Below are 24,036 nucleotides of genomic sequence, written 5' to 3' on the forward strand. Positions count from 1 at the left end.
GGTGGGAAGGCGCGCTAGGGTGGAGGGTATGGATCCCGTCCTCCTGACCGGTACGGCCAGCGCCCACCTGGGGCGCGAGCTCGCCCACGCCCTGGGCGTGGCACCCGCTGACTGCCACTTCGAGCGGTTTCCCGATGGTGAGATGCACGTGGAGGTGCCCGAGACAGTGCGCGGGCGCACCGCGGTCATCGTGCAGACGACGACTCCGCCCACGGGCGAGCACCTGCTGGAGCTGCTGCTCATGGCGGATGCGTGCTGGCGGGCGGGCGCGGCCCGGCTGGAGGCGGTGGTGCCGTACCTGGGCTACGCGCGGCAGGACCGGCGCGGCCGGCCGGGCGAGCCGCTGGGTGGGCGGCTGATGGCGGACCTGCTGTCGCAGGGACGCTTCGCGCGGGTGCTGGTGGTGGACCTGCACAGCCCGGCGCTGGAGGGGTGCTTCGGCGCGCCGCTGGAGCACCTGACGGCGCTGCCGCTGCTGGCGGACGCGCTGCGGCCGAACGTGACGGACACGTCGGTGGTGGTGGCGCCGGACCTGGGCGCGGTGAAGCGCGCGGAGGCGCTGGCGCGGCTCTTGGGCCGGCCGTGGGCGGTGATTCACAAGGTGCGGCTGAGCGGTGAGGAAGTGCACGCCAGCGGGCTGATGGGCGAGGTACGGGGCCGGCGGCCGATTCTCGTGGACGACATGGTGTCCACGGGCGGCACGCTGGCGGCGGCTGCGGGCACGCTGCGCGAGGCGGGGTGCGCGGACGACTTCACGGTGGTGACGACGCACGCGCTGCTGGTGGGCCCCGCGGTGGAGCGCCTGCGCACGATGCCGCTGACGCGGCTGGTGCGCACCGACAGCGTGGAGCCCCAGGAGGGCCTGCCCTTCCCGCAGCAGGTGGTGACGCTCGCGCCGCTGGTGGCCCGCGCGCTGCGGCCGTGAGGGGGCGCTGCTCCGTGTGAACGCGAAAGGGGCGAAGGACGCCCAGGCATCCTCCACCCCTTCGCTTCAAAGCCAGACGCGACCCGTGGCTCAGCCGATCTTCGTCTTGTACTCCTTCATCCAGTCGAGCACCTGCTGGTGGTACTGCTTGCTGTCGTTCTCCGTCGGCGGCGCGTACTTGTTGATGAGGCCCTGGTAGTCGCCGCGGCCGATGAAGCTCCGGTACCCGGAGTTGAGCAGCGAGAAGTACGCCTCGATGCCCTGCTTCGCGTTCGGGAACTTGGCGAAGTTGCCGTTCGGCTGGCCGCCGAACTGCCGCTCCCACTCCGCGAAGCGCAGGTTGCCCGGGTTGTTGTTCTTCACCGCCGAGCCGGCCGTCATGAAGGACGCTTCCTTGCGGAACATCGCCAGCGCCAGCTCCGGCGGCACGTTGTACTTCTTGGACATCGCCACGATGTGCGCGCCCTGGCCCTCCAGGCCCGTGCCCTTGAGAATCTTGTCGATGTTCGCCGCCTTCGTCGCGTCCGAGCCCGTCGGCGCCGTCGGACCCGTCACGGGGCCCGCCCCACCCGGCTTCTGCGTGCCGCCCTGGCCGCCGAGCGCCTCGGTCATCGCAGCGCGCGTCCTCGGGCCATAGATGCCCGAGTTCGGGCTGATGCCTTGGTCCTTCTGGAACTTCGCCACCGCCGCCTCGGTCTTCGGACCGAAGATGCCCGGACCCGTGTTCACCTGGGCCTGCGTCATGTAGCCCAGCTTCACGAGCGCGTCCTGCAGCTTGCGCACCTCCGGGCCCTCCATGCGGCGCTTCAGGTCCGTCTGCGGCACGCTCACGTTGCCCGTGGTGGGCTTCGTCGGAGTGCCAGGCGTCTTCGGCGGCTCGGCGGGCGGCTTGCCCGTGGCCTTGCCGCTGTCGTTCACCCAGTACTCGGGCTTCGCGTTGCCGAAGCCGTCCTTCACGTGCTTGTTGTTGAAGTTGGACCCGCCCGCCTGCGCCAGCGCCGGGCCGCGGTCCGTCATCTCACCGGGGCGAATCATGCCCACGTGGCCGATGCCGCCCGGGTTCTTCCAGAGCGCCACGGTGGGGTGGCCCGCGTTGGCCATCTTCTGCGCCTCCTCCGCCGACACCTTCCGCCAGCCGTTGCGCTCACCGTGCGTGTGCATCCAGTCCACGGTGGCGTTGGCGTTCATCTCCCGGCCCTTGCCCGGGGCCACGGAGTTGCCCTTGCCGTCCACCCAGTGGGGAATCTCCGCGCCCATGGCGCGCGTCGCGTCCCACAGGAAGATGTTGCAGAAGGTGTCGCGCGTGCCGTCGCCGTTGAAGTCGCGCTTCGTGTAGCGCGGGTTCACCCCCACGGCGAACTGGTTGAGGACCTGGTTGTACGTGTCCGCGTTGCGGTTCTTCGGGTCGCCCCGGAGCGGCGGGTTGGTGACCTGGGCCGCGTTGGTGTTCGCCGTGCCCGGCGCCGGCTTGCTGCCGTCGTAACGCACCGCGGGTGCGGGGGCTCGGTAGGAGGGGGCGCTCTGGGTGGCGCTGCGGACGCTCATGGCAACCTCGGAAAAATGGCGACTGCTTGAAGGAATTGTCGGAGGAGGTGCGCCGAAGTTGCCTTTCCCCTCGCGGCCCCAGGGACTCGGCTAGGGTGCGGGGTCATGTCCGACACGTTGCTGACGAAGCTGGAGTCCGGGGTCCTCACCCTCACCTTCAACCGGCCCGAGAAGAAGAACGCCTTCACGCATGCCATGTACGAGGCGGCCACCGACGCGCTGCGTAAGGCGGACGGTGACGCCAACGTCCGGGCGGTGCTGCTCACCGGCGCGGGCGGCGTCTTCACCGCGGGCAACGACATCGGCGACTTCATGGAGCACCCGCCCACGGGCGAGGACAGCGCCGTGTTCCGCTTCCTGAAGGCGCTGGTGGACGCGTCCAAGCCGGTGGTGGCCGCGGTGGACGGGCCGGCGGTGGGAATCGGCACGACGATGCTGCTGCACTGTGACTACGTCGTCGCCAGCGACCGCGTGCGCTTCCAGATGCCCTTCGTGCAGCTCGGCCTGTGCGCGGAAGGGGCCAGCAGCCTGCTGTTGCCGCGCATGGCGGGCAACGCGCTGGCCAGCGAGCTGCTGCTGTTCGGCGAGCCCTTCGACGCGGCCACGGCGCAGCGCGCGGGCATCGTCAACAAGGTGGTGCCGGCCGCCAACCTCCAGGAGGTGGCCGCCGAGCGCGCCGCCACCCTCGCCTCCCGCCCCGCCGAGGCGGTGCGCGTCACCAAGCGCCTGATGCGCGAGCCGCTGCGCGCCGAAATCCACGCCACCCTCGCCCGCGAGGGCGCCGAGTTCGTCCAGCGCCTCCAGTCCACCGAGGCCCAGGAGGCCTTCATGGCCTTCATGTCCCGCGGCAGCAAGAAGTAGCCACGCCGCACGCCACGGCGCGCCAAAGACACAGGGCCCGACGCCGACAGCACGGCGCCGGGCCCTTCGTTCATGCGCGGAGCGCCGCGGCTAGCGCGTGGCCGGAGCCTGCGGCGGGCGCGGGGTGGCGCGCTGGCCGAGGAACGTCTCCACGCTCTCGCTCTGCGCCTGCTTCAGCGCGGTGCACTGGTCCACCACCTCCAGCGCCTGGGCCAGCAGGCGGGGCCCGCCCGGGGCCTTCGCGCTGCGCTCGGTGAAGAAGTCGGCCGCCTGCTTGCGCTGCTCCGCGTTGCAGAAGCCACCGGCCACGAAGGCCATGCGCCCCGCGGCCTCCTCCGGCAGGCGCGAGTTGGGCCCGCCCACCAGCGCGTCGTAGTTCTCCTTCACGAAGTCGAAGGCCACCTGCTGCGTGCGCACGTTCTGCGAGGCGCCGAACAGCATCCACACCGTCTCGCGCGGGTCCACGTCCTTGTCGAGCATCAGCCCCAGGTTCTGCTTCATCAGCGCCGGGTCCGTGAAGCTGGCCAGCGCGCCAATCATCTGCTGCCGCGGCTTGCGGTCCTTCTCCGCGCGCACCGCGGTAAGCAGCTTCTGCTGGAAGGCCTCGTCGCCATGGGCGGCGGCGATGCTCAGCACCGTGTCCACCATCTCCGGGGCCACCGCGCGCCTGTCACCCAGCCACTTGTCCGCGAGCGTGCGCGCCTCGGCGACGAGCTTCGGGTCGGCGCCCTCACGGCCGGCCAGCCGCACCAGCCGCGGGCGGAGCAGGCGCGTGTCCTCGTCCTCGCCCTTGCGCGGCGTGAAGCCGAGCTGCCGCGCGCGCGGCCCGTACGTATCGCGCAGGAAGCGGGCCCGCTCGGCCTCCTTCCCCTCCGAAATCATGCGCGAGCTGACCAGGTCCAGCAGGTCCAGCGAGGACTCGACGACGACGCGGTCCTTGTCGTTGGCGGTGCGGGCCGCCAGCGCCAGCGCCTCGGAGGCCGGCAGCGCCCCGGACATGGCCAGCGCGCGCACGTCGCCCAGCAGCGCCACGCGCTCGGCGCGAGACAGCCGCTCCAGGCCCGACTTCGTCAGCTTCGACGCCGCCTCGCCGGCCAGCTGCATGCGGAAGTAGCCCGCCCCTTCCGCGTTGGGGAACACCCACGCCGGGCAGGCCTTCGTCTCCGTCAGCGCCACCTCCGCGCGCTCGCCCTCCATCAGCGTGCAGGTGCGCGCCTCCTTCGTGCCGGTGCCCGCCGGGTAGTCCACGCACACGGGCACGCGCCACGTCTGCGGGCCCGGCGCCTTGGAGCCCAGGGGCAGGTAGCGCTTCTGGGTGAGCACCACCTTCGCCCCGCCCGCGCCGCACTCCAGCGACGCGGTGACGAGCGGCGCGCCGCCCTGGTCCAGGAAGGTGCCCATCATCCCCGTGACGTCCTTGCCGGCCTCGGCGGACAGCGCGTCCAGGAAGTCCTTGGCGTTGGCGTTGCCGCCCGCGTGCTTCTTCATGTAGCGCTGGATGCCGCGGCGGAACACCTCGCGGCCCAGCCACTCCTCCGTCATGGTCAGCACCGCGGCGCCCTTGCCGTACGTAATCCCGTCGAAGGCGTTGACGATGTCGTTGGCGCTCTCGATGGGCTGGCGGATGCGGCGCGCGGACAGGAGGCTGTCGGCCTCCAGCGCGCGGTTGCGGTCGTCCACGCGCTCCACCGGCGCGTCCCACGCGGGCCGCCACGTCTCGACGATGCGCGGCGTAATCCACGTGGCGAAGGCCTCGTTGAGCCAGAGGTCATCCCACCACTGCATGGTGACGAGGTTGCCGAACCACTGGTGCGCCAATTCGTGCACCTGCGTCCCGGAGAAGCCGCGCTGACGCTGCAGCGTGTCCTCCTCCGGCTTGGAGAGGATGGAGCGCGAGTTGAACGTCACCAGGCCCGGGTGCTCCATGGCGCCGCCGAGCAGCGGCACGGCGATGACGTCCAGCTTCTCGTAGGGGTACGGGCTGCCGAAGTAGTCCTCGAGCGCGGCGAGGATTTGCGGCGTCACCTCGGCGGCGTAGGCGCCCTCGGCGGCGCGGCCGCGCGGGGTGATGATGCGCGTCTTCACCTTCTTCTGGCCGGCATCCGCGGCGGGGAGGAAGTCGAAGGGGCCCACGCCGAAGGCGATGAGGTAGCTGGGCAGGGGCTGGGTGCGCGCGAAGCGGTAGGTGCGGCCGCCGTCCGGGCGGGCCTCCTCGGCGATTTGCGGCGTGTTGGTGACGGCGATGTTGCCCGCGGGCACGTGGAAGGTGAGCTGCCAGGGCACCTTGAAGGCGGGCTCGTCGAACGACGGGAAGACGCGGCGCGCGTCGATGGGCTCGAACTGGGTGAAGATGTACCAGTCACCGCCCTCGTTGACGCGGAAGGCGCCATCCGTCTCCTTGGTGGAGGCGATGCCCTCGTACACCACGCGCAGCTTCGCGGGGCCGGCGGCCAGCGGCCTGCCGAGCGAGAAGCCGAGGTAGTCGGTGCCGCCCGTCACGGGCTTCACGTCGATGGAGGCGCCCGCCTGGGTGAGCGTGGCCTGCTTCACGGTGAGCTGCTTGCCGTGGAGCCAGATGACGGAGGCGGGCTTCTCCACGTTCAGGTCGATGTCCGCCACGCCCTGGAAGGCGGAGGCCTTCGGGTCCATCGTGAGCTCCACCGTGTAGCCGGTGGGGCGCACGTCGGTGGGCAGGCGCAGGTGGGGCGGCGTGGGCGCCTCGGCGGGAGTCGCCTGGGCGGTGGGAGCAGCGGCGGCGGGTGGCTCGGTGGGAGGCGTCTGCCGGGCACCGCACGCGCTGAGAAGGGTGACGGCGGCCAGGGCCGCCGGACGGAGCAGGTTGGGCATGGCGCGCAGTGTGGCCCATGCCGGGCAGGCAAGGTAGCGCGGAGCAGGAGTGTGTGGCCTTGCCGTCAAGGCGGCTTCAGGGTGGAGTGCCGCCGTGTCCATGACTGCTCCCGCCCCCCAGGTCCCACCGCCCGTGAAACAGAAGCGCTCCTCCGCGCACCTGATGCGCATCGTCGGCACGCCGCCCGGCCCGGTGATGGCGTTCCTGACGCGCTTTGTGTGGGATTTTTTGACGTGGCTGTCGCCGAAGTCCCGCGACGCCATCGCGCGGTTCGTGGGCAACCTCGCCTACACGCTGGGCATCCGTCGCCGCGTTGCATTGGACAACCTGGCCATGGCGATGCCGGAGAAGAGCGAGGCGGAGCGGCGGGAGATTGCTCGCGGGGCCTACATCAACATGGCGCGCGTGGTGCTGGAGTCGGTGCCGGGAGGAGACCGGCTGCCGGCGGACTGGGCGGAGCAGGGCATCGTCGGCGAGGAGGCGTGGCGGGCGCTGAAGGCGCGCGTGGACTCGGGCAAGGGCGCGCTGATGGTGACGGCGCACTTCGGCAACTGGGAGCTGCTGGGAGACATGCTCATCCGCCATGGCATCCCCCTGGACGCGCTGGTGCGGCCGCTGAAGGGGGCGCTCAACACGCGCATCGCGCAGACGCGGCTGGACTGCGGCGCGGGGCTCATCTACCCGCGCGGGGCCATCCAGGAAATCATCGACGCGGTGGGGCGGGGTGAGTCCCCGTACATGCTGCTGGACCAGGCGCTGCCGGCGAAGGCGGCGGTGTTCGTGCCGTTCTTCGGGAAGCTGGCGTCCACCACGCCGGCCATGGCGGTGGCGGCGAAGCGCACGGGCGCGCCGGTGTTCGTGGTGATGAGCGTGCGCAGCGGCTTCGGCGCGCGCTTCCGCATGGAGGTGGAGGGCCCCATCCTCCCGCCCGCGCCGGGGGAGTGCGAGGACCCGATTACGGAGCACACCGCGCGCGTGACGGCCGCGCTGGAGCGCTGCATCCGGAAGTACCCGGAGCAGTGGATGTGGCTGCACCGGCGATGGAAGTACCAGCCGGAGCCGGCGGCCACGGCGACTGCGCCGGCCGCGCTGCCCGAGAAGAGTTGAGCGTAGGGAGCGCGCGGACTACCAGCGGTGGTCGCTGAAGAGGCAGTCCGCGAGCGTCACCTTGCCGAAGCCAATGAGCCCGACATGGATGTCGGGCACTGGCGTGGAGAGCACCTCCTCGGGCAGGCGGGTGGTTCCAAATGTCTCGATTGCCAGCGCCTCCAGCTTCTCGGCGAAGGGCTGGAACTCCGTGGGGAACGGTGGCGGGTAGGTGATGGTCTCCGTGATGTCCCCCACGTGCTTGCTGTGGTCGGCGTAGAGGAGGTGCACCGGTGCGAGGATGCACACCATGAGCACCACCTCTTTGTGCTCCGGTCCTCCATCGGGATAACCGGGAAGCCCCAAGCGGAGGCAGTAAGCGGGGTCGTAGCGGATGTTGGGATAGTCCCACACGACGCAATCCGGCATTTCCGTCTCGACGCGCTGGAGGAAGGCATCCCAGGCGCGAGCGTCTTCCACGGCAGCACGCCTGAGCGCGGTCAGCCGCTTGAACTCCTCGGAAGCTTCGTAGCGAGGATCCCCCCCGTGGATGCCCGCCGGGTAGTAACGCCGGACCAACTGAAGGAGCGCCTGCGCTGTCAGTGACTGGCTCATGAGAATGGCTCCCTTCACGCGGCAACATAGGCACTTCGTGAGCTGAGAACAGCCACGAGCCCTCCGTGCTACTCGGGCACGAAGGTTGTCTGGGGAATGTCTGGCTCGACGAAACGACGCACCCTGCATCCCCGAAGGGTTGCCGCGAGCAGGCGTCGCATCTCCAACAGAAACAGGTCGCAGAGTTCCGCGCTCGTCACGGGCCTCCTGCCCAGCGCGAAACGCGCGGCCTGGTCGGCCGCAGTGGCCGCCGCCTCCTGCGCCACCACATCGGGAACAGCGCCTCCTCCGACGGAACGCAGGGGGACGCCAATCTCGACGTCGCAGTTGGCCCGAACAGGATGCGTGCGTGAGACACGGGTCAGGGTGATGGTGGTCTGCGAAACCTTCCACCCACCCGCCTCGCCTCCCTGATTCCGCACGACTTCATGGAACTGGAACACCGCGGGAGGAATCCTCCCGGCGACGCCGGTCGCGCACCCCGCTCCGAATGCGCTGACCAGCAGCCATCCGAGCAGCGCAATCCGTCCGATACGAGGGCGCATGCGGCCTCCCGGCGAGCGGCTCCGCCCACCCGGGCTCCAGCATGGCCCACCGCCGTGCGCCCGAACTCCAGGCGCCAGAGGCCATGTCCACCGCGGAACGCCGAAGCGCCGCCCTACTCCACCACCACGCGCTTCAAGTGCGCGCCCAGGCGGGTGACGACTTCATAGTGAATCGTCTGCGCCCAGCCCGCGAGCGACTCGGCGGAGACGGACTCCTCGCCGTCCCTGCCCAGCAGCGTCGCCGTCACGGGGCGCTCGTCGTGCGCGGCCCGCGTCACGTCCACGATGAGGTGGTTCATCATCACGCGCCCCAGCACCGGGCACCGGCGCCCGTTCACCAGCACGTGCGCCTTGCCCGACGCCAGCCGCGGGTAGCCGTCGTAGTACCCCACCGGCAACACCGCGATGCGCGTGGGCTCCGGGCACCGGTACGTGCAGCCGTACCCCACGTAGCTTCCCGCCGGCAGCCACTTCACCACCTGGCTGCGGCACTTCCACGTCAGCACCGGCTTCAGCACCGGCACCTCGCCCAGCACCAGCCGCGCCGACAGCCGCGTCTCCGGCGAGGGCCACAGCCCATACAGCGAAATCCCCACCCGCAGCGCCTCGTACCGCGCCTTCGGCAGCACCAGCGTCGCGGCGCTCGCGGCGATGTGCCGCTGCAGCGGCTTCGCCGACTTCAGCTGCGACTCCAGGAACGCCAGCCCCGTCTCGAACGCGTCCAGCTGCGCCAGCGCGTACCCCTGCTCCGTCACGTCCTCCGTGTTGGCGAAGTGGCTCAGCGCCCCCACCACCTCCAGCACGTCCCGCGCCTCCACGAGGAAGTGCGACTCGCGCGGCAGCCCGTCCAGCGTGAAGCCCTCGCGCCCCAGGCCCGTGTCGATGTGCACGTGCACCCGCAGCGGCCGCTCCAGCTTCGCCGCGCGCAGCACCGGCACCGCGTCCGCCCAGCTCCGGTCCGCCACCACCACGTCCACGCCCTCGCGCGCCAGCACCACCGCCTCTTGCGGCGCCACCGCCCCCAGCACCAGCACCTGCTTCGGCGGCAGCCCGTGCGCCCGCTCGTGCTCACGCACCTTCAGCGCGTCCTGCGGGGCGATGAAGTACAGGACGTCCACCTGCCCGTGTACCAGCGGCAGCACCTGCGCCAGCCCGTGCCCGTAGGCATTGCCCTTGAGCACCACGCCCACCGCGCGCGCCGTGCCCTCCCGGCCCTCCAGCGCCCGGAATACCGCCACGTTGTGCCGCAGCGCGGACGCGCTCAGCTCCAGCCACGACGCATGGACCGCGTCTCCCGGCCCGCCACCAATCGACTCCACTGCCACCTCCAGAATCAGCCCCATACCAGCAATGCGCGGGCCAGGGGCCCCCGTGGCTCCCCAGCCACACATGCCCGCGCGCGGGGCAGGCGGACGGGGACGGCGTGGGCCCCGCTGCGCACCACCCCCACACCGGGTCCTGCCTCCTTCCTCTGGGAGCAAGAGGGTGGGCACAGAAGACCGTCATCGTGAAACGGTCGAAACCGGATTTCAGGTGGGGGTGCTATCGTCCAGGCCGTGTCCACCCCGGACGTTTCCCTGGCCCAGGCTTTCGTCGCGGCTCGCGGCGCTTCCGCCACGCCGGAATCGCTGCCTCCCCTGCAGGAGCGGCTGGCGCGCGCGCTGGCGGCGGCTCGGGGCCCATGGCCCGGCGTGGAGCTGGAGGGTCCCCGCTTCGTCAGCCACCTGGCACGGCTGCTCGGCGGCGATGCGCCCTCCGAGGACGTGGAGAAGCTGAACCTGTCGGACGTGTACCTCGCCCGCGCGGCGGCGGACGGGCTGCCTTCGGCGCTCCAGGCCTTCGAGGCGCGCTTCCTCCCCGAGGTGGACGCCGCCGTGGCGCGGCTGAAGCTGCCGCCCACCGGGCTGGACGAGGTGCGCCAGCTGCTGCGCCAGCGCATGCTGGTGGGCAGCGCGGAGGCCCCCGCCCGGCTGGCCGCCTACCCCGGCACGGGCCCGCTGAGCGGGTGGGTGCGCGCGGCGGCGCTGTGGCTCGCGCTGGACTGGCAGCGCCAGCGCGGCGGGCAGGCGCAGGCGGAGGACTCGGACCTGTCCGTGCTGATGGCCCCGGGAGACGACCCGGAGCTGGCCTACCTCAAGACGACCTATCGCGCGGAGTTCAACGCGTCGTTCTCCTCGGCGCTCGCGTCCCTGGAGCCGCGCCAGCGCAACTTCCTGCGCCTGAAGTACCTGGACGGACTGAGCATCGACCAGCTCGGCGCGCTCTACGGCGTGCACCGCTCCACCGCGGCGCGCTGGGTGGTGGGCGCGCAGGAGGCGCTCCTCCAGGAGACGCGGCGGCTGCTCACCGAGAAGCTGCGCCTCACCCGCTCGCAGCTCGACAGCGTGCTGCGCCTCATCTCGAGCCAGCTCGACGTGAGCCTCAGCCGCCTGCTGCGCTCACGGCTGGACTGAGGAAAGGGTTTCGAGTTTCGAGGGGGAAGTCGTCGTGGCCTGCCTGGACGAGAGCACCTTCGTGGACCTGCTGGTGGGCGGCCTGTCCTCGCCGCGCGCCGCGCAGGTGGACGCGCACCTCGACTCGTGCCCCTCCTGCCGGCGGATGGTGGCGGACGCCCTGCGCGCGCAGGCGCCCGAGGACGGGCCGCCCGGCGAGGTCACCGCGCTGACGCCGCCCCGCCCCTCGCGGCCGGAGGAACCGCCGCTGGAGAAGGGCACCGCGGTGGGCCGCTACCTCGTGCTGGAGCGGCTGGGCTCCGGCGGCATGGGCGTCGTCTACAGCGCGTATGACCCGGAGCTGGACCGGCGCGTGGCCCTCAAGCTCTTGCGCGCGGGCGCGCTGGGGCTGGAGGTGGAGGAGGGCCGCGCGCACCTGCTGCGCGAGGCCCAGGCCATGGCCCGCGTCTCGCACCCGCACGTGGTGCCCGTGTACGACGTGGGCACCTTCGGCCAGCAGGTCTTCCTCGCCATGGAGCTGGTGGAGGCGCAGACGCTGCGCCAGTGGCTGAAGGCCGCGCCGCGCCCGTGGCGGCAGGTGCTGGCCCTCTTCCTGGACGCGGGCCGGGGGCTGGCGGCGGCGCACGCGGCGGGCGTGGTGCACGGCGACTTCAAGCCGGAGAACCTCCTCGTCGGCCGCGACGGCCGCGTGCGCGTCACCGACTTCGGCCTCGCGCGCAGTGCCAACCCCCTGGGCGAGGAGACGCCGAGCACGCCGGTGGCGGGCGGCACGCCGGCGTACATGGCGCCGGAGCAGATGGACCCGGACGCGCACCCGGACGCGCGCAGCGACCAGTTCGCCTTCTGCGTGGCGCTGTACGAGGCGCTCCACGGCGAGCGCCCCTTCGCCGCGTCCACCGTGCGCGAGCTGCTGCTGGAGATTCGCGCCGGACGGGTGAAGCCCGCGCCCCGGGGCTCCGCCGTCCCGCCGTGGCTGCGGCGCGTGGTGACGCGGGGGCTGGCCGTCAGCCCCATGGACCGGCACGCCTCCATGGACGCGCTGCTGGACGCGCTCCAGCACGACCCGGCGGCGCGCTGGACGCGCTGGGCCCAGGTGGCGGGCAGCGTGGCGCTGCTGCTGGGCGCGGTGGGCATCACCCACGCGGTGCACTCGCGCCGGGAGCGCGTCTGCGCGGGCGCCGAGGAGGCCATGGCCACGGCGTGGGGGCCGGCGCGGCAGCGGGCCATCGAGGCGGCCTTCCTCGCCACGGACAAGCCCTTCGCCGGCGCGGCGTGGAAGCGCGTGCGGCGCACGCTGGACGTGTACACCGCCGCGTGGGTGACGACGCGCACCACCGCGTGCGAGGCCACCCGCGTGCGTGGCGAGCAGTCCGAGGAAATCCTCGCCCGGCGCATGCACTGCCTGGATGGCCGGCTGGCGGAGGTGGCCGCCCTCACGCAGCTGTTCGCCCGGGCGGACGCGGGCACGGTGGAGTTCGCCGCGCGCGCCGCGGAAGCGCTGCCGCCGCTGGAGCGCTGCTCGGACCTGACGGCCCTGTCGGCGCGCGAGCCCCTGCCCATGGACGCCGCCGCCAGGGCCCACGCGGAGGCGCTGCGCCACACGCTGGTGCGGGCGCGCGCGCTGAAGGCCGCCGGCAAGTACGCGGAGGCCGTGGCGCTGCTGGAGCCCTCGGTGAAGACGGCGAAGGAGGCGAAAGACCGCCATGGCGCCGCGGATGCCCTGCTGCTGCTGGGCCAGCTGCGCCGCGAGATGGGTGACCCGCGCAAGGCGGAGGTCACCCTCTTCGAGGCGGTGTGGGCCGCCGAGGCCGGGCGCAATGACGTGGCCGCCGCGCGCGCGTGGACGGAGCTGGTGCGCACCTCCGGAGAGGCGCTGGAGCAGCACGCCAACGCGTGGCGCTGGAGCGAGCGCGCCGAGGCGGCCATCGAACGGCTGGGGGGCGACGCGGTGCTGAGCGCGCAGCTCCAGGTCCGCACGGGCGCGCTGCTCTTCGCGCAGGGCCGCTACAACGAAGCCGCCGAGCGGCAGGAAGCGGCGCTCGCGCGCCTGGAGCAGACGTATGGCCCGGACAGCCTGGAGGCGACGGACGTGCGGCTGGAGCTGGGCTCCACGCGCATGGCGCAGCACCGTCCCGAGGAGGCGCGGAAGCTCTTCGAGCAGGCGCTGGAGACGCGGCGCGCCTCCCTCGGCCCGGACCATCCCGACCTGGCGCGCGCCCAGCTGGAGATGGCCTACATCCACTGGCGGCAGAGCCACCTGGCGCGCGGGGAGCACCTGAAGCGGGCGGAGGAGCTGTCGCGCACCGCGCTGGAGGTGTTCGAGCGCGCGCTCGGCCCCGAGCACCCCGCCCTGGGGTCCGCGCTCAGCCTGCTGGCCGCCGTGGAGGAGCGCCAGGGACGGGGCGAGGAGGCCCTCCGTCTCCAGGAGCGCGCGCTGGACCTCACCGTCCGGGCCGAGGGCCTGGAGAGCTCCGGCACGCAGGTCATGACGAGCAACCTGGGCAACCTGCTGGCGCGGCTGGGGCGCTCCGAGGAGGCCCTGGCGCGCCACCTGTCCACCGTGGCGCCCCTGGAGCGGCGGCTCGGGCCCCAGCATCCCCTGCTGGCCCGGGCGCTCCGGGCGTGCGGCAACAACCTCCGGGACATGAAGCGCTACGAGGAGGCCCTGCCGTACCTGATGCGGGCGCGGGCCATCCTCGAGTCGCGCCAGGACGACGCCTTCGGCTACCTGACGGGCACGTGGGTGGACCTGGGCCGCACGTGGCTGGACTTGAAGCAGCCGCGCAGGGCCGCCGAGGTGCTGGAGCTGGCGGTGGCGGGCAGGCCCGGCTCGCAGCAGAGCCCGGGGGAGCGGGCCTACTCGCGCATGTTCCTGGCGCAGGCACTCTGGGAGGCGAACCTGGACCGGCCCCGCGCCCTGCGGCTGGCCGACGAGGCGCGGGAGATGCTGGCGGGCATGGGGGAGCGCTACGTGAAGGTGCTGGCGCAGTTGGATGACTGGCGCGCCCGCCTGCCCCGGCCGGAGAAGGTCCCCGCCGCCCGCGACCACTGAGCCTGACGGACGACGAAACCGGTGGGAAGGGTTCCCGCGCGCGGGCAAAGCGCGTTAGAGGAGGAACGGGATGCGAACGCTCTTCATCGGTGACGTGCACGGGTGCGCGGAGGAACTGGACGCGCTGCTGTCCGAGTGCGGCTGGCGGCCGGACGACCGCGTGGTGCTGGTGGGCGACCTGGTGGCGAAGGGCCCGGACTCGGCGGGCGTGGTGCGCCGGGCGCGCGAGCGCGGGTTCCTCGCGGTGCGGGGCAACCATGACGCGCACGTACTGCGCTGGCGCGCGGGCCGGGGCCCCAAGGGCAAGACGCTGAAGCCCGAGCACCAGCAGGTGCTGGACACGCTGACGCCCGAGGACTGGGCATGGCTGGAGGCCCAGCCGCTGTACCGCCGCTTCCCGGAGCTGAACGTCATCGCCGTGCACGGCGGGCTGGTGCCGGGCGTGCCGCTGGAGGAGCAGAAGGAGGACGAGCTGCTCAACCTGCGCAGCATCACCCAGGACGGCACGCCGTCGAAGCGCGTGGACGGCGGTGAGCCGTGGGGCAGCCGGTGGAAGGGGCCGGAGCTGGTCATCTTCGGCCACGACGCCATGCGCGGGATTCAGCGGCACCCGCATGCGCTGGGCCTGGACTCGGGCTGCGTGTATGGCGGGCGGCTGTCCGCGTACGTGCTGCCGGAGTGCCGCCTCGTGTCGGTGCTGGCGAAGCGCGCGTACGTGGACGTAGACGCGTCGCCGTGACGCCCCTCAGCGCCAGTCCACCCGCGCGTAGGCCGACGCCGCCTGTCGCATGATTTGCTGTTCCTCGGGAGTCGCGAGGGCCAGGCCCTGGAGCTGGAGCGTCCGGGCGCCAAAGTCCAGGGCGGCACGGAGGGCCTCCGAGAGCAACCCGATGCTGTCCCGGTGCAGCAGCCTCGCGCGCACCACTCCCTCCTCCCCGGGTCGCACCACGAGCGCCCACTCCATCCAATTGCGCACCTCGAAGCGCTCCAGCCGCGAAGCCAGGCCCGAGGCCGCGCACCGACGCACGTCCTCCGGCGTTCCAGGCCGGATGCTTAGGCGTGTCAGGCGGGGCAGCCGGGCCAGCTCCGTGAACAGGTCCGGCATCCCCTCCGAGGCGGGCCCTGGCAGGATGAGGCGCCTCACTCCCAGGCCCCATGCCGCCAGCTCCCGTGCGAGCGCCGGAGTGACCCACTTCAGCGTTGTCACCCCGCCCAGGTTCAGATGCGAGAGCCACTGTGCGAGGCCGGGCAGCGGCGCCCCTCCCAGGTCCAGCTCACGCACCGTCCTCCAGCGCACCGAGGGCTCGGGCAGGAGCCTCGGCCACAGGCGGACCAGTCGGACGGCGACGGGGAAGCCCCGCGCGAACTCGGTGCGGGCGCGCTCCACCGGAGGCCCCAGGACCGACGCCCACAGCCTCCCGTACTCGGCGAGCAATCGCGCGATTCGCTCCCGGTCCTCCTGGAGCGCGCACTGCAGCATGATGAACTCGCCCAGCGGATCTCCGTGCTCCTGCAGGTGGTCCGCCAGCACCAGCCGCGCGGCCACATCCTCGGGGTCCGCATACACGCGAGCCAGCAACTCCTCCTGGAGGGGAGTCCCCGGGCGCTCCGCGGCCTCTCGCACCGCGAGCTCCTCCTCCATCAAGCCACACACCCGGGCTTCCTCCGGGCGCGGCGTGGGCAGCCCGCGGGGCGCGAGCCGCCAGATGGCCAGGTCGAGCCGCTCGGCGTAGGGGGAGCGTGGGTCCAGGCTCGCATACAGCTCGCGAAGCGGCTGCACGGCGCGCGGGTCCCACATCTCCACGAGCAGGTTGCAGAGCACCTGCGCCACCTCCGGCACGCGGGCGACCGGCAACCGCGCGATGGCCAGGAGCGCGGGGGTGAAGCGCGGGTCCGCCGCGGCGTCGCCGAAGGCCTTCAACAGGTCCGCCAGGGCCCGGGCCTCCCCCCGTTCCGCCGTCTCCACGGCGGTGTCGAGCAGCAGGGCCACCTCCACGGGCTCCATGGGCGCCCGGAGGAAGTTGCGAGGCGCGAAAGGAAGGGGGCCAAGCCCTCTCGTCAGCCGCTTCGACAGCCGCTCCACCAGCACGGCGACCCGCTCGGAGCGGGACCTGCGCCAGGCTTCCAGCACCTGCCCCAGGGCCTCCACGTCCTCGTGTCTACCGAGGGCATCGAGCGCGCGCTCGAGCGGCTCCCCCGGGATGTCCACGTCGTCCTCGACGTCAGCATCATCCAGGAAGTCATCCATTCAGCGCCACTCCACCCGCGCGTAGGCCCCCACCGCGGCCCTCAGCAGCCGCTGCTCGCGCTCCCGGGCACGGGCCATCCCCCGGACGAGCAGCCCCCGGGTCCCGAAGGCCGCCGCGGCGGCGAGCACGCGTGAGAGCTGCTCCGCGTCGTGCCCGCCCAACAGCGTCGCGCGCACGGGCACCTCCTGCCCCGGCTTCACCACGAGCGCCCACTCCGCGGGCGCGCGCGCATCGAAGCGCTCCAGTCGAGAGACGAGCCCCGAGGCCGCGCACAGCCGCACATCCTCCGGGTCCGCGTACCGGATGAACAGGCGCGTCAGCAGCGGCAGCCGGAGCAGCTCCCCGAACAGCTCCGGCGCCACCTCGGAAACGGGGCCCCGCAGTCCCAGTTGCCGCACGCCGAGGCCGAGGTTGACCAGCTCGCGTGCGAGCGCCGGCGTCACGCGCTTCAGCACCGTCACCCCACCCAGGTTCGGATGCGAGAGCCACTCCGCCGCGTTCGGGAACGACACTTCGGACAGGTTCACTTCCCGCACGGTCCTCCACGCGGGGCCCGGCTCGGGCAGGGCTTCCCTCCAGTCGTGGCGCAGCCGGACCGCGAAGGGGAAGCCGCGCTCGAAGCGCGTATGGCCGGGCGCCACCTGCGGGCCCAGCTCGGTCACCCACCGCGGCGCGTGCGTCTCCAGGAGCCGTTCGACGCGCGCCTTGTCCGAGCCCGGCGAGCACTGGAGCATGATGAGCTGGCCGCGCGGCACGCCCTGCTCCAGCAGGTGGTCCGCCAGCACCAACCGCGCGGACACGTCCCCCGGGTCCGCGTACACGCGCTCCAGCAGCGCCTCGCGGGTGGGGGAGCTCCGGGCCTCGGCGGCCTCGCGCGCGGCGAGGGCCTGCTCCAGGGCCTCGCACCGCGCGGCGGTCTCCGCGTCCATCGGCGGGGGCACCCATCGGGCGATGGCCTCCATGGCGCCCCTCAGCCACTGGGCCTGCCGGGAGTCGGAAGGGAGCGTCTTCAAACAGGCCCGGAGCGGCTCCAGCGCACGCGGGTCCACCGATGCCGTGAGCGCCTTGCACAGCGACGCGAACACCTCTCGTTCGATGGCCTTGGGCCTCCGGGCGATCTCCACCAGCACCGGCGTGAGGCGCGGGTCCGCGGGCCACACCGCGAGCACGTCGAGATGGTGGGCCATGACATTCCAGTGTCCCTGGTCCGCCAGCTCCAGCACCCGGGGGAGCAGCCTCGGCAAATCCCTCGGGTGATGCTCCCGCATGAAGGCCGCGTCGGAAGGCCCCCACTGCGGACGGAGGTGCTCCGAGAGCCGCTTCGACAGTCGCTCCACGAGTGCGGCCACGCGCGGCTCGCGCTGCTGGCGCCACGCGTTCAGCAGGCGCTGGAGGACCTCCAGCTCCTCGTATTGCTCGAAGGCCTCGGCCGCGCGGGCCAGGAGTTCGCTCAGGGTGTGCTCGGCCATCTCATCTCCACTCGATTCGCGCGTAGGCGAACGCCGCCGCCTGGAGCTGTTCCCGCGCCACTGGAGTGTCCTCCCTCATGCGGATGCTCAGCGCTCGCGTGCCGAAGCCCGCCGCGCCCCGGATGGCCCGCGCGAGCTCCAAGGCGGCCTCCGCGTCTCCCAGCGTCGCCTGGACGGGAACCTTCGCCGCGGGCTCGGCCACGAGCGCCCAGCCACTCTCGCCTCGGGCCTCGAAGCGCTTCAGCCGCGAGGCCAGGGGCATGCTCGCGCACAGGCCGACGTCCTCCGGGTCCGCGGGGATGACATTCAACTGCTCCAAGTGGGACAGCTCGCTCATGCGGGTGAAGAAGTCCGGGAACCTGGAGACGGGGCCCAGCACATCGACCTGACGGAGGGCCGGTCCGCCCGCGCGCAGCTTCCTCGCCATCTCCGGCGCCATGTGCCGCATGACCCTGACGTTGCGCAGGGCTGGCCGCTCCAGCCACGCCGCCAGGTCCGGGAACAGGGCCCCGCCCCAGTCGAGCTCACGCACCGGGGACCACGCAGGCCCGACCTCCGGCAGGGGCTCCTTGAACCAGAGGCTCATCCTCACGGACACGGGAAAGCCGCGCTCGAAGCGGATGGCCTCGTCGGCCACGGGCGGAGCGCCCAGCGGGGCCTCCCACTGGAACCGGTGCGTCTCCAGCAACCGCGCGACGCGGGCCTCGTCTCGCTCCTGCGCGCACTGCAGGGAGATGAACTCGCCCAGCGGGTCGCTCTGCTCCAGCAGGTGGTCGGCCAGCACCAGGCGCGCCTCGACGTCATCCGGGTCCGCGTACACGCGCGCCAGCAACGCCTCGCGGGTGGACGCGCTCCGGACCTCCGCGGCCTCGCGCGAGGAGAGGTCCTCCTCCAGCGTCTCGCACAGGGCCGCTACGGCCGCGCTCAACGACAGAGCCACCCACGGCTCCAAACGCGGAAGGACGACGTCCAGCCGCCGTGCCAGCTCCGCGCCGGGAGGCAGGCCCGCGCGCAGCTCCCGCAGGGGCTCCAGCGCGCGCGGGTCCCCTGCCGTCTCGATGAGCGCGCAGAGCACGTCGGGGATGCCCACCTCGCTGCCCATGGGCATCCGCGCGAGGGCGACGAGCACGGGCGTGAAGCGCGGGTCCGCACCCCACTCGCGGAGGACGCGCAGCGACTGGCGCAGGGAGCCCGCGAAGCCCCGCTCCGCGCCCTCGCGCACGGCGGCGAGCATCCGCGTCAGCTCCAGCGGCCGCTGCTTCAACACGTGGATGGTGCCGGGGTCGAACTCCAGCGGAGCCAGCCCCGCGGTGAGCCGCGCGGCCAGCCGCTCCACGAGCACGGCGACGCGCTCATGGCGGCAGTGCCTCCAAGCCTCCAGCAGGTGCCGGAGCGCCTCCTCATCCGCGCGGCGCGCGAAGGCCCCGGCCCCACGGCCGAGATGGTCGTCCAGGCTGTCGCTCACCACGCCAGTCTAGCCGAGGGCCTCCAGGCCCCGCCTCACCCCTTGAGCGGACGCACCAGCAGCACGGGCCGGTCCGTGCGCGTCAGCAGGGCCTGCGCCACCGAGCCGAGCACCGCGAGCTTCAGCCCCGAGCGTCCATGCGTGCCCATGACGATGGCGTCCACGCAGAGCCGCTCGGCCGCCTGCACCAGGTGCGTCACCACGTCCCGGCCGCCGTCCATGAGGACCTCCACTCGCACGTTCCGTCCGGTGGCCTCGGCCTGCCGGGGCACCACCGCCTGGAGCTGCTGCCGCAGCTCGGCTTCCCGTCCCGCCGTGCGGGTGCCCTCCGCGACGTGGACGAGGTGCACCGTGCCGCCCGGGGGCACCAGCCCGAAGGCATGGGCCACCGCGCGATTGCCCGTGTCCGAGAAGTCGGTGGCCACCATCACCTCGCGGAAGGTCGGCAGCGGCGCCTCCGCCACGGACACCGCCGCCTGCGACGGCACGCACGCCACGGACATGTTGTGCGCCAGCCGCAGCACGTGGTGCGACACGCTCCACAGCCGCCCCAGCGCGCGGCGGTGGTGCGTGCCCACCACCAGCACGTCCGCCTTCTCGCGCGTGGCCAGCTCCACGAGGTGGTCGGCGATGCGGCCCACGCCCGCCTCCAGCACGGTGCGCGGCACCTGCCCCTCCGCGGTGGCCAGCGGCGCCATCAGCGCCGCCGTCTCCTTCTCCAGCGCCAGCCGCAGGTCCGGCGTGACGTCCGCGAACACCAGCGGGTGCGCCAGCCCCAGGCGCTGGTATTCCTCCTCCGGCCAGTAGACGCGCCCGCCCACCAACTCCACCGCGCCCCACTTGCGCAGGCCCCTCACCCAGTCCCGCGCGGCCTCGAAGGGCAGCGAGCGGTCCACGCCCAGCAGCACCTTCAGCGGCCGCTCGCCCCGGGCCCACGCCTCCAGCGGCCCCGGCTCGCGCACCACCAGCAGCGGCACCAGCAGCGTCTGCGCCAGCCGGTCCACCGTGCCGCCCACGCCCAGGAAGGGCGCGTCATGGCTCGGCGCGGACGTCACCACCAGCGACGCCCGCTGCTCCCGGACGTATTCCTGCACCGCCACCGCCGGCTCCCCGACGAGCAGCGCGCGCTCCACCTTCGCGCCCAGCTTCTCCAGGCGCTTCACCTGGTCGTCGAGGGCCGCCTCGGCGGCGCCCCGGAGGGAGGCGCCGAAAGCGCGCGCGGAGTCGGGGTTCAGCACGTGCACCAGCCGCAGCGTCTCGCCCGCCTTCTTGGCGAGCATCGCGGCGATGGTGGATGCGCTCAGGGCGGCATCGGAGAAGTTCGTGGCGCAGACGATGGACATGGTGTCTCCCGGTTCAGAATCCTGTTGGGGCGTTGCTCCCGCCCGTTTCACTTCGCGTGCCAGCGCTCAGCGTGAGGCTGGCGGCGCGCGAATCACCTGCTCGGCGCGCACCTCGTTCACCAGGGGCTCGCCACGCTCGAAGGCCGTCACGCTGGCCAGCGTCGTCTCGGCGATGTTGGCCAGCGCCTCGTGGGTGAGGAACGCCTGGTGCGAGGTGACGAGGACGTTGGGGAAGGTGAGCAGCCGCGCCAGGGTGTCGTCCTGGAGCACCTGCCCGGAGAGGTCCTGGAAGAAGATGCCCTCCTCCTCTTCGTACACGTCCAGCCCGGCGCCGCCGATGTGGCCCGTCTTCAGCGCGGCGAGCAGCGCCCGGCTGTTGATGAGCGCGCCGCGGCCGGTGTTGACGAGCACCACACCCTTCTTCATCCGCGCCAGCGCCGCCCCGTCCACCATGTGGCGGGTGCTGGGCGTCAGCGGCACGTGGAGCGAGATGATGTCCGAGGCGGAGAACAGCTCCTCCAGCGGGACGAAGCGCACGCCGGTCTCGCGCTCGAAGCCGGCGTCCGGCGCCACGTCGTAGCAGAGCACCCGGCAGCCGAAGCCCCGGAAGATGCGCGCGGCCACGCGGCCGATGCGCCCCGTGCCCACCACGCCCACCGTCTTGCCGGCCAGGTCGAAGCCCACCAGCCCGTCCAGCGAGAAGTTCCAGTCGCGCACGCGCGAGAAGGCGCGGGGAATGTGGCGGACGAGGGACAGCACCAGCGCCACCGCGTGCTCGGCCACCGCGTGCGGCGAGTACTCGGGCACGCGCGTCACGCGGATGCCCAGCCGCCGCGCCGTCTCCAGGTCCACGTGGTTGTAGCCCGCCGAGCGCGCCGCCACGAGCCGCACCCCACCCGCGTGCAGCACCTCCAGCGTGGCCGCGTCCACCCGGTCATTCACGAACGAGCACACCGCCGGAAAGCCGTCCGCCAGCCGCGCCGTCTGCAGCGTCAGGCGCGGCTCGAAGAAGGTGAGCGCGTGCCCGAAGCCCGCGTTGGCCTTCTCCAGCGCGTCACGGTCATACCGATGGGTGTCGAAGACGGCCAGCCGCATGCCTGCTCCCCTGCCCGGCGTGACGTCCCGTCCACCGGTCATGGTGGGTGTGACTGCAATGCCCGCACCATGCCTCCCCACCTCGCTGGCTCCCACGGGCCGCGCAAAAGCTGCGCACGGTGGGGGTGGGTCGCAAAACCTGCGCGCCGGGCGGGCGACGGTGGGCCCGCCAGCGGGCTTGCGAGGAAGCGTCACGGCAGCGCGCGGCGAGGGAGCGGCCTACATATTGGTTGGGAAGAACCCGCGTCGGGAGGTGCCCATGTTCCGCTGCAAGGCCTGTGGAGCGTTCAACCGCGTGCGGGAGCCCCGTCCCCCGGGCGCCCCCGAGTGTGGCCGGTGTCACGGCCTGCTGGACGTGTCCGGCGCGCCGCAGGAGGTGGACGGCGAGGGCCTGGACCGGGCCGTGCTCGGCTCACCGGTGCCGGTGCTGCTGGACCTGTGGGCGCCGTGGTGCGCGCCCTGCCGCGCGGCGGCGCCCATCCTGGACGCGGTGGGCCGGGCCCAGGCGGGGCGGCTGCTCGTGCTCAAGCTGAACACCGAGGAGCACCCCCACGTGGCCCATGCCCTGCGCGTGCAGGGCATCCCGACCTTCGTGGTGTACGCCGGGGGCCGCGAGGTGGCGCGGCGCAGCGGCGTCATGCCGCGCGCGGAGCTGGAGCGGTGGGTGATGATGTCGGTGGCGCAGGGCGGCGCCGGCGCCACCGTTTGATACCGCCAGGGGCTACGGGCTGACGCCCACCGTGAGCACGCGTCCGTCATACAGGCGGACGAAGCCCGCGTCATTCCCATACGACGGACCGAAGCCGCCGCCCACCACCACGCTTCCCTCGGGGGTCAGCTGGAGGTCGGTGACGCGCGCCCCGGACTCCGGCGGCCCCTCGATATAGGTAACGGGTCCAGGAGCCCGGGTGTCGAGATTCATCGCCGCGAACCAGCCCTTGTCGGGGAGGTCGCCGGACGCCCTGTCCCAGTGGCCGCCCACGAGCAACACGTGCGTGGGGGTGAAGGTCTGCGTGTCCACCACGCCGGGATGGCCGCCGACGTCGGTGGTCCATTGCACATTCCCCTGCGTGTCGAACATCGACACCCAGAACCGACCCGGCGCGCTGCCGCTCGTGGAGCTGAAGAGCCCCGTCACGCCCGCGCGGCTGACGGCCAATCTCGAAGAGACGTTCAGCTTCTCCCAGAGCTGCGGGCCCTCCGGGCTGAGCTTGCGGAGGTACGTCTTTTCGAGGGTCGTGCCCTGGGAGGTGCCGTCCCGCCTGTAGACAAAGCCAGACAGGTAGACGGCCTCCATCGCATCGAGACCGAGCCCTGTTGGCCGGTTGAACTGGCCCTCATCGAAGGTGCGGCTCCAGCGTTCGGTGCCCTGGGACGTGAGCGCGTACAGCGTGTACTGCCGCGCGCGCTCGTAGTTGCCCGTGGACACCACGCAATAGACATCTCCGTCCGGAGCCACGGCGATGAACTCGGCCGACAGCTCCGTCCCAGGAAGCTGCCAGGTCCCCAGCTCGCGCCCGTCCTCGGACAGCCGGGTGATGCTCCCGGAGGAGCGCAGCACGTAGGTGCCGCCTGCCCCGTCGAGCCCGATGCCCCGGGGAGACAAGGACTCCAACCGCCAGCGCTGCTGGCCGGTGCTGCTCAACCGCGTCACGGCGCTGTCGTCCTGGACGACGATGTCCCCACCCGGCGCGATGCGCACGGCGCGGGGATGGCGGGCCCATGGCAGCTCCCACTTCACCACGGAGGCGACCTCCTCCAGGGAGACGACCTTCACCCCATCCATCCGCAGGGAGCAATCGCGCGTCGCCGCGGCGCAGGCACCACCCCACCGGGGGTAGCCCGCGGGCGTGGCCCGGAGCGTCACCTCCGCCGTCCGGACAGGCACCTTGCACGGAGCGCCGCAGGACCACGCGTCCGCGCCAGCCACGATGCTCGCACCGGCGGGCAGGCCGCGGATGTCCACATAGGCGAAGCTGGTTCCCTGCAGTACCGCCTCGTCGCCCTCTGGCGCCCCCTGCGCACGGAGGCGGGCCGTGTGGCTGCCCGCGAGACCGGGCGCGAACTTCACCCGCACCTCGCACTCGTGCCCCGCGTCGAGGAAGCGCTCACAGGTGCTGGCGGTGATGACGAACGCCTCGCTGTCGACGGTGACGCTGACCGCCTCCACCGAGGCGGGCGAGGCATTGCGCAGGGTGAAGACCTGCTCGGCGGAGCTCGTGCCCACCTCCTGCTCGCCGAAGTCGAGCGACGGCCTGTCGATGATGAGCACCGCGGTCGGGGCGGGCGGAGGAGGCGGTTCCTCGTTCTCCCCCGAGCACGCGAGGAAGAGGGCCGACGCGCAGACGCGCGGCAGCAGGGACTGCAAAGGATTGCGAGACATGGAGCGCCTTCTAAATCAAAGCGTGAATGGCGGGCGAGCCCCCCTTCCGGAGCCCGCCTCGCCTGAAAGGGATTGGGGAGCGACCCGCCAGGCGCCTGCTCG

Annotated in this window: 18 protein-coding genes; 7 read left to right on the top strand and 11 right to left on the bottom strand. The window is 72.5% G+C overall.

Annotated elements, in window-relative coordinates:
* Nucleotides 1-19: 19 nt before the first annotated feature.
* Nucleotides 20-925 carry a ribose-phosphate diphosphokinase gene (locus HG543_RS24865; RefSeq protein ID WP_169347339.1) on the top strand — a complete coding sequence of 302 codons (906 nt, stop codon included), beginning with the start codon at nucleotides 20-22 and terminating at the stop codon, nucleotides 923-925.
* 90 nt (nucleotides 926-1,015) lie between these two features.
* On the opposite strand, the gene HG543_RS54610 is transcribed toward HG543_RS24865, so the two are convergent.
* Nucleotides 1,016-2,470 carry a peptidoglycan-binding protein gene (locus HG543_RS54610; RefSeq protein ID WP_211194154.1) on the bottom strand — a complete coding sequence of 485 codons (1,455 nt, stop codon included), beginning with the start codon at nucleotides 2,468-2,470 and terminating at the stop codon, nucleotides 1,016-1,018.
* A 105-nt stretch (nucleotides 2,471-2,575) separates the two neighbouring features.
* On the opposite strand from HG543_RS54610, the gene HG543_RS24875 reads away from it, so the two are divergent.
* Complete coding sequence (locus HG543_RS24875) at nucleotides 2,576-3,331, top strand: enoyl-CoA hydratase (protein WP_169347340.1); 756 nt, start codon at nucleotides 2,576-2,578, stop codon at nucleotides 3,329-3,331.
* 90 nt (nucleotides 3,332-3,421) lie between these two features.
* On the opposite strand, the gene HG543_RS24880 is transcribed toward HG543_RS24875, so the two are convergent.
* The gene (locus HG543_RS24880; protein WP_169347341.1) at nucleotides 3,422-6,178 is read right to left on the bottom strand and encodes a M1 family metallopeptidase; all 2,757 of its coding nucleotides are present in this window, start codon (nucleotides 6,176-6,178) and stop codon (nucleotides 3,422-3,424) included.
* A 133-nt stretch (nucleotides 6,179-6,311) separates the two neighbouring features.
* Between HG543_RS24880 and HG543_RS24885 the strand changes: the two genes are divergently transcribed.
* A complete protein-coding gene (locus HG543_RS24885; protein ID WP_371876503.1) occupies nucleotides 6,312-7,286 on the top strand; it encodes a lysophospholipid acyltransferase family protein in 975 nt (324 codons plus the stop codon).
* Nucleotides 7,287-7,304: 18 nt separating this feature from the next.
* On the opposite strand, the gene HG543_RS24890 is transcribed toward HG543_RS24885, so the two are convergent.
* The 3 genes from HG543_RS24890 to alr all read right to left on the bottom strand — a co-directional run bounded on the left by HG543_RS24890 (nucleotide 7,305) and on the right by alr (nucleotide 9,768).
* The gene (locus HG543_RS24890; RefSeq protein ID WP_169347343.1) at nucleotides 7,305-7,880 is read right to left on the bottom strand and encodes a hypothetical protein; all 576 of its coding nucleotides are present in this window, start codon (nucleotides 7,878-7,880) and stop codon (nucleotides 7,305-7,307) included.
* A gap of 68 nt (nucleotides 7,881-7,948) precedes the next feature.
* The gene (locus tag HG543_RS24895; RefSeq protein ID WP_169347344.1) at nucleotides 7,949-8,425 is read right to left on the bottom strand and encodes a hypothetical protein; all 477 of its coding nucleotides are present in this window, start codon (nucleotides 8,423-8,425) and stop codon (nucleotides 7,949-7,951) included.
* Nucleotides 8,426-8,538: 113 nt separating this feature from the next.
* Nucleotides 8,539-9,768, bottom strand: a complete 1,230-nt coding sequence (gene alr, locus HG543_RS24900; RefSeq protein WP_169347345.1) for an alanine racemase — start codon at nucleotides 9,766-9,768, stop codon at nucleotides 8,539-8,541.
* 213 nt (nucleotides 9,769-9,981) lie between these two features.
* Between alr and HG543_RS24905 the strand changes: the two genes are divergently transcribed.
* From HG543_RS24905 to HG543_RS24915, 3 genes are all read left to right on the top strand, one after another.
* Nucleotides 9,982-10,878 carry a sigma-70 family RNA polymerase sigma factor gene (locus HG543_RS24905; RefSeq protein WP_169347346.1) on the top strand — a complete coding sequence of 299 codons (897 nt, stop codon included), beginning with the start codon at nucleotides 9,982-9,984 and terminating at the stop codon, nucleotides 10,876-10,878.
* A gap of 34 nt (nucleotides 10,879-10,912) precedes the next feature.
* Nucleotides 10,913-13,930 carry a tetratricopeptide repeat protein gene (locus HG543_RS24910; RefSeq protein WP_169347347.1) on the top strand — a complete coding sequence of 1,006 codons (3,018 nt, stop codon included), beginning with the start codon at nucleotides 10,913-10,915 and terminating at the stop codon, nucleotides 13,928-13,930.
* 70 nt (nucleotides 13,931-14,000) lie between these two features.
* The gene (locus HG543_RS24915) at nucleotides 14,001-14,669 is read left to right on the top strand and encodes a metallophosphoesterase family protein (protein ID WP_169347348.1); all 669 of its coding nucleotides are present in this window, start codon (nucleotides 14,001-14,003) and stop codon (nucleotides 14,667-14,669) included.
* 6 nt (nucleotides 14,670-14,675) lie between these two features.
* Here the strand turns inward: HG543_RS24915 and HG543_RS24920 are convergent, their stop codons facing one another.
* The 5 genes from HG543_RS24920 to HG543_RS24940 all read right to left on the bottom strand — a co-directional run bounded on the left by HG543_RS24920 (nucleotide 14,676) and on the right by HG543_RS24940 (nucleotide 21,551).
* Nucleotides 14,676-16,178, bottom strand: a complete 1,503-nt coding sequence (locus HG543_RS24920; RefSeq protein WP_169347349.1) for a TIGR02996 domain-containing protein — start codon at nucleotides 16,176-16,178, stop codon at nucleotides 14,676-14,678.
* Entirely contained in the window at nucleotides 16,179-17,648 is a 1,470-nt protein-coding gene (locus HG543_RS24925) for a TIGR02996 domain-containing protein (protein ID WP_169347350.1), read from the bottom strand.
* A 1-nt stretch (nucleotide 17,649) separates the two neighbouring features.
* Nucleotides 17,650-19,113 (bottom strand): TIGR02996 domain-containing protein, encoded by a 1,464-nt coding sequence (locus HG543_RS24930; RefSeq protein ID WP_169347351.1) that lies wholly within the window; start codon nucleotides 19,111-19,113, stop codon nucleotides 17,650-17,652.
* A gap of 35 nt (nucleotides 19,114-19,148) precedes the next feature.
* The gene (locus tag HG543_RS24935; RefSeq protein WP_169347352.1) at nucleotides 19,149-20,456 is read right to left on the bottom strand and encodes a universal stress protein; all 1,308 of its coding nucleotides are present in this window, start codon (nucleotides 20,454-20,456) and stop codon (nucleotides 19,149-19,151) included.
* Between the two features lie 66 nt (nucleotides 20,457-20,522).
* Nucleotides 20,523-21,551, bottom strand: a complete 1,029-nt coding sequence (locus tag HG543_RS24940; protein ID WP_169347353.1) for a 2-hydroxyacid dehydrogenase — start codon at nucleotides 21,549-21,551, stop codon at nucleotides 20,523-20,525.
* Nucleotides 21,552-21,810: 259 nt separating this feature from the next.
* On the opposite strand from HG543_RS24940, the gene HG543_RS24945 reads away from it, so the two are divergent.
* Nucleotides 21,811-22,260: a thioredoxin family protein gene (locus HG543_RS24945; RefSeq protein WP_171817867.1), complete on the top strand. Its 450-nt coding sequence runs from the start codon at nucleotides 21,811-21,813 to the stop codon at nucleotides 22,258-22,260.
* Between the two features lie 12 nt (nucleotides 22,261-22,272).
* Here the strand turns inward: HG543_RS24945 and HG543_RS24950 are convergent, their stop codons facing one another.
* On the bottom strand, nucleotides 22,273-23,934 hold the full coding sequence (locus tag HG543_RS24950; protein ID WP_169347355.1) for a choice-of-anchor D domain-containing protein: 1,662 nt from the start codon (nucleotides 23,932-23,934) through the stop codon (nucleotides 22,273-22,275).
* Nucleotides 23,935-24,036 lie beyond the last annotated feature (102 nt).

It is taken from the genome of Pyxidicoccus fallax (genome assembly GCF_012933655.1).
GTDB lineage: Bacteria > Myxococcota > Myxococcia > Myxococcales > Myxococcaceae > Myxococcus > Myxococcus fallax.

Excerpts from the sequence above, each read along its gene's own strand:
- HG543_RS24890 (WP_169347343.1), bottom strand. The coding sequence starts at position 7,880 with ATGAGCCAGTCACTGACAGCGCAGGCGCTCCTTCAGTTGGTCCGGCGT.
- HG543_RS24940 (WP_169347353.1), bottom strand. The coding sequence starts at position 21,551 with ATGCGGCTGGCCGTCTTCGACACCCATCGGTATGACCGTGACGCGCTG.
- HG543_RS24915 (WP_169347348.1), top strand. The coding sequence starts at position 14,001 with ATGCGAACGCTCTTCATCGGTGACGTGCACGGGTGCGCGGAGGAACTG.
- alr (WP_169347345.1), bottom strand. The coding sequence starts at position 9,768 with ATGGGGCTGATTCTGGAGGTGGCAGTGGAGTCGATTGGTGGCGGGCCG.
- HG543_RS24895 (WP_169347344.1), bottom strand. The coding sequence starts at position 8,425 with ATGCGCCCTCGTATCGGACGGATTGCGCTGCTCGGATGGCTGCTGGTC.
- HG543_RS24935 (WP_169347352.1), bottom strand. The coding sequence starts at position 20,456 with ATGTCCATCGTCTGCGCCACGAACTTCTCCGATGCCGCCCTGAGCGCA.
- HG543_RS24880 (WP_169347341.1), bottom strand. The coding sequence starts at position 6,178 with ATGCCCAACCTGCTCCGTCCGGCGGCCCTGGCCGCCGTCACCCTTCTC.
- HG543_RS24945 (WP_171817867.1), top strand. The coding sequence starts at position 21,811 with ATGTTCCGCTGCAAGGCCTGTGGAGCGTTCAACCGCGTGCGGGAGCCC.
- HG543_RS54610 (WP_211194154.1), bottom strand. The coding sequence starts at position 2,470 with ATGAGCGTCCGCAGCGCCACCCAGAGCGCCCCCTCCTACCGAGCCCCC.
- HG543_RS24920 (WP_169347349.1), bottom strand. The coding sequence starts at position 16,178 with ATGGATGACTTCCTGGATGATGCTGACGTCGAGGACGACGTGGACATC.
- HG543_RS24875 (WP_169347340.1), top strand. The coding sequence starts at position 2,576 with ATGTCCGACACGTTGCTGACGAAGCTGGAGTCCGGGGTCCTCACCCTC.
- HG543_RS24950 (WP_169347355.1), bottom strand. The coding sequence starts at position 23,934 with ATGTCTCGCAATCCTTTGCAGTCCCTGCTGCCGCGCGTCTGCGCGTCG.
- HG543_RS24925 (WP_169347350.1), bottom strand. The coding sequence starts at position 17,648 with ATGGCCGAGCACACCCTGAGCGAACTCCTGGCCCGCGCGGCCGAGGCC.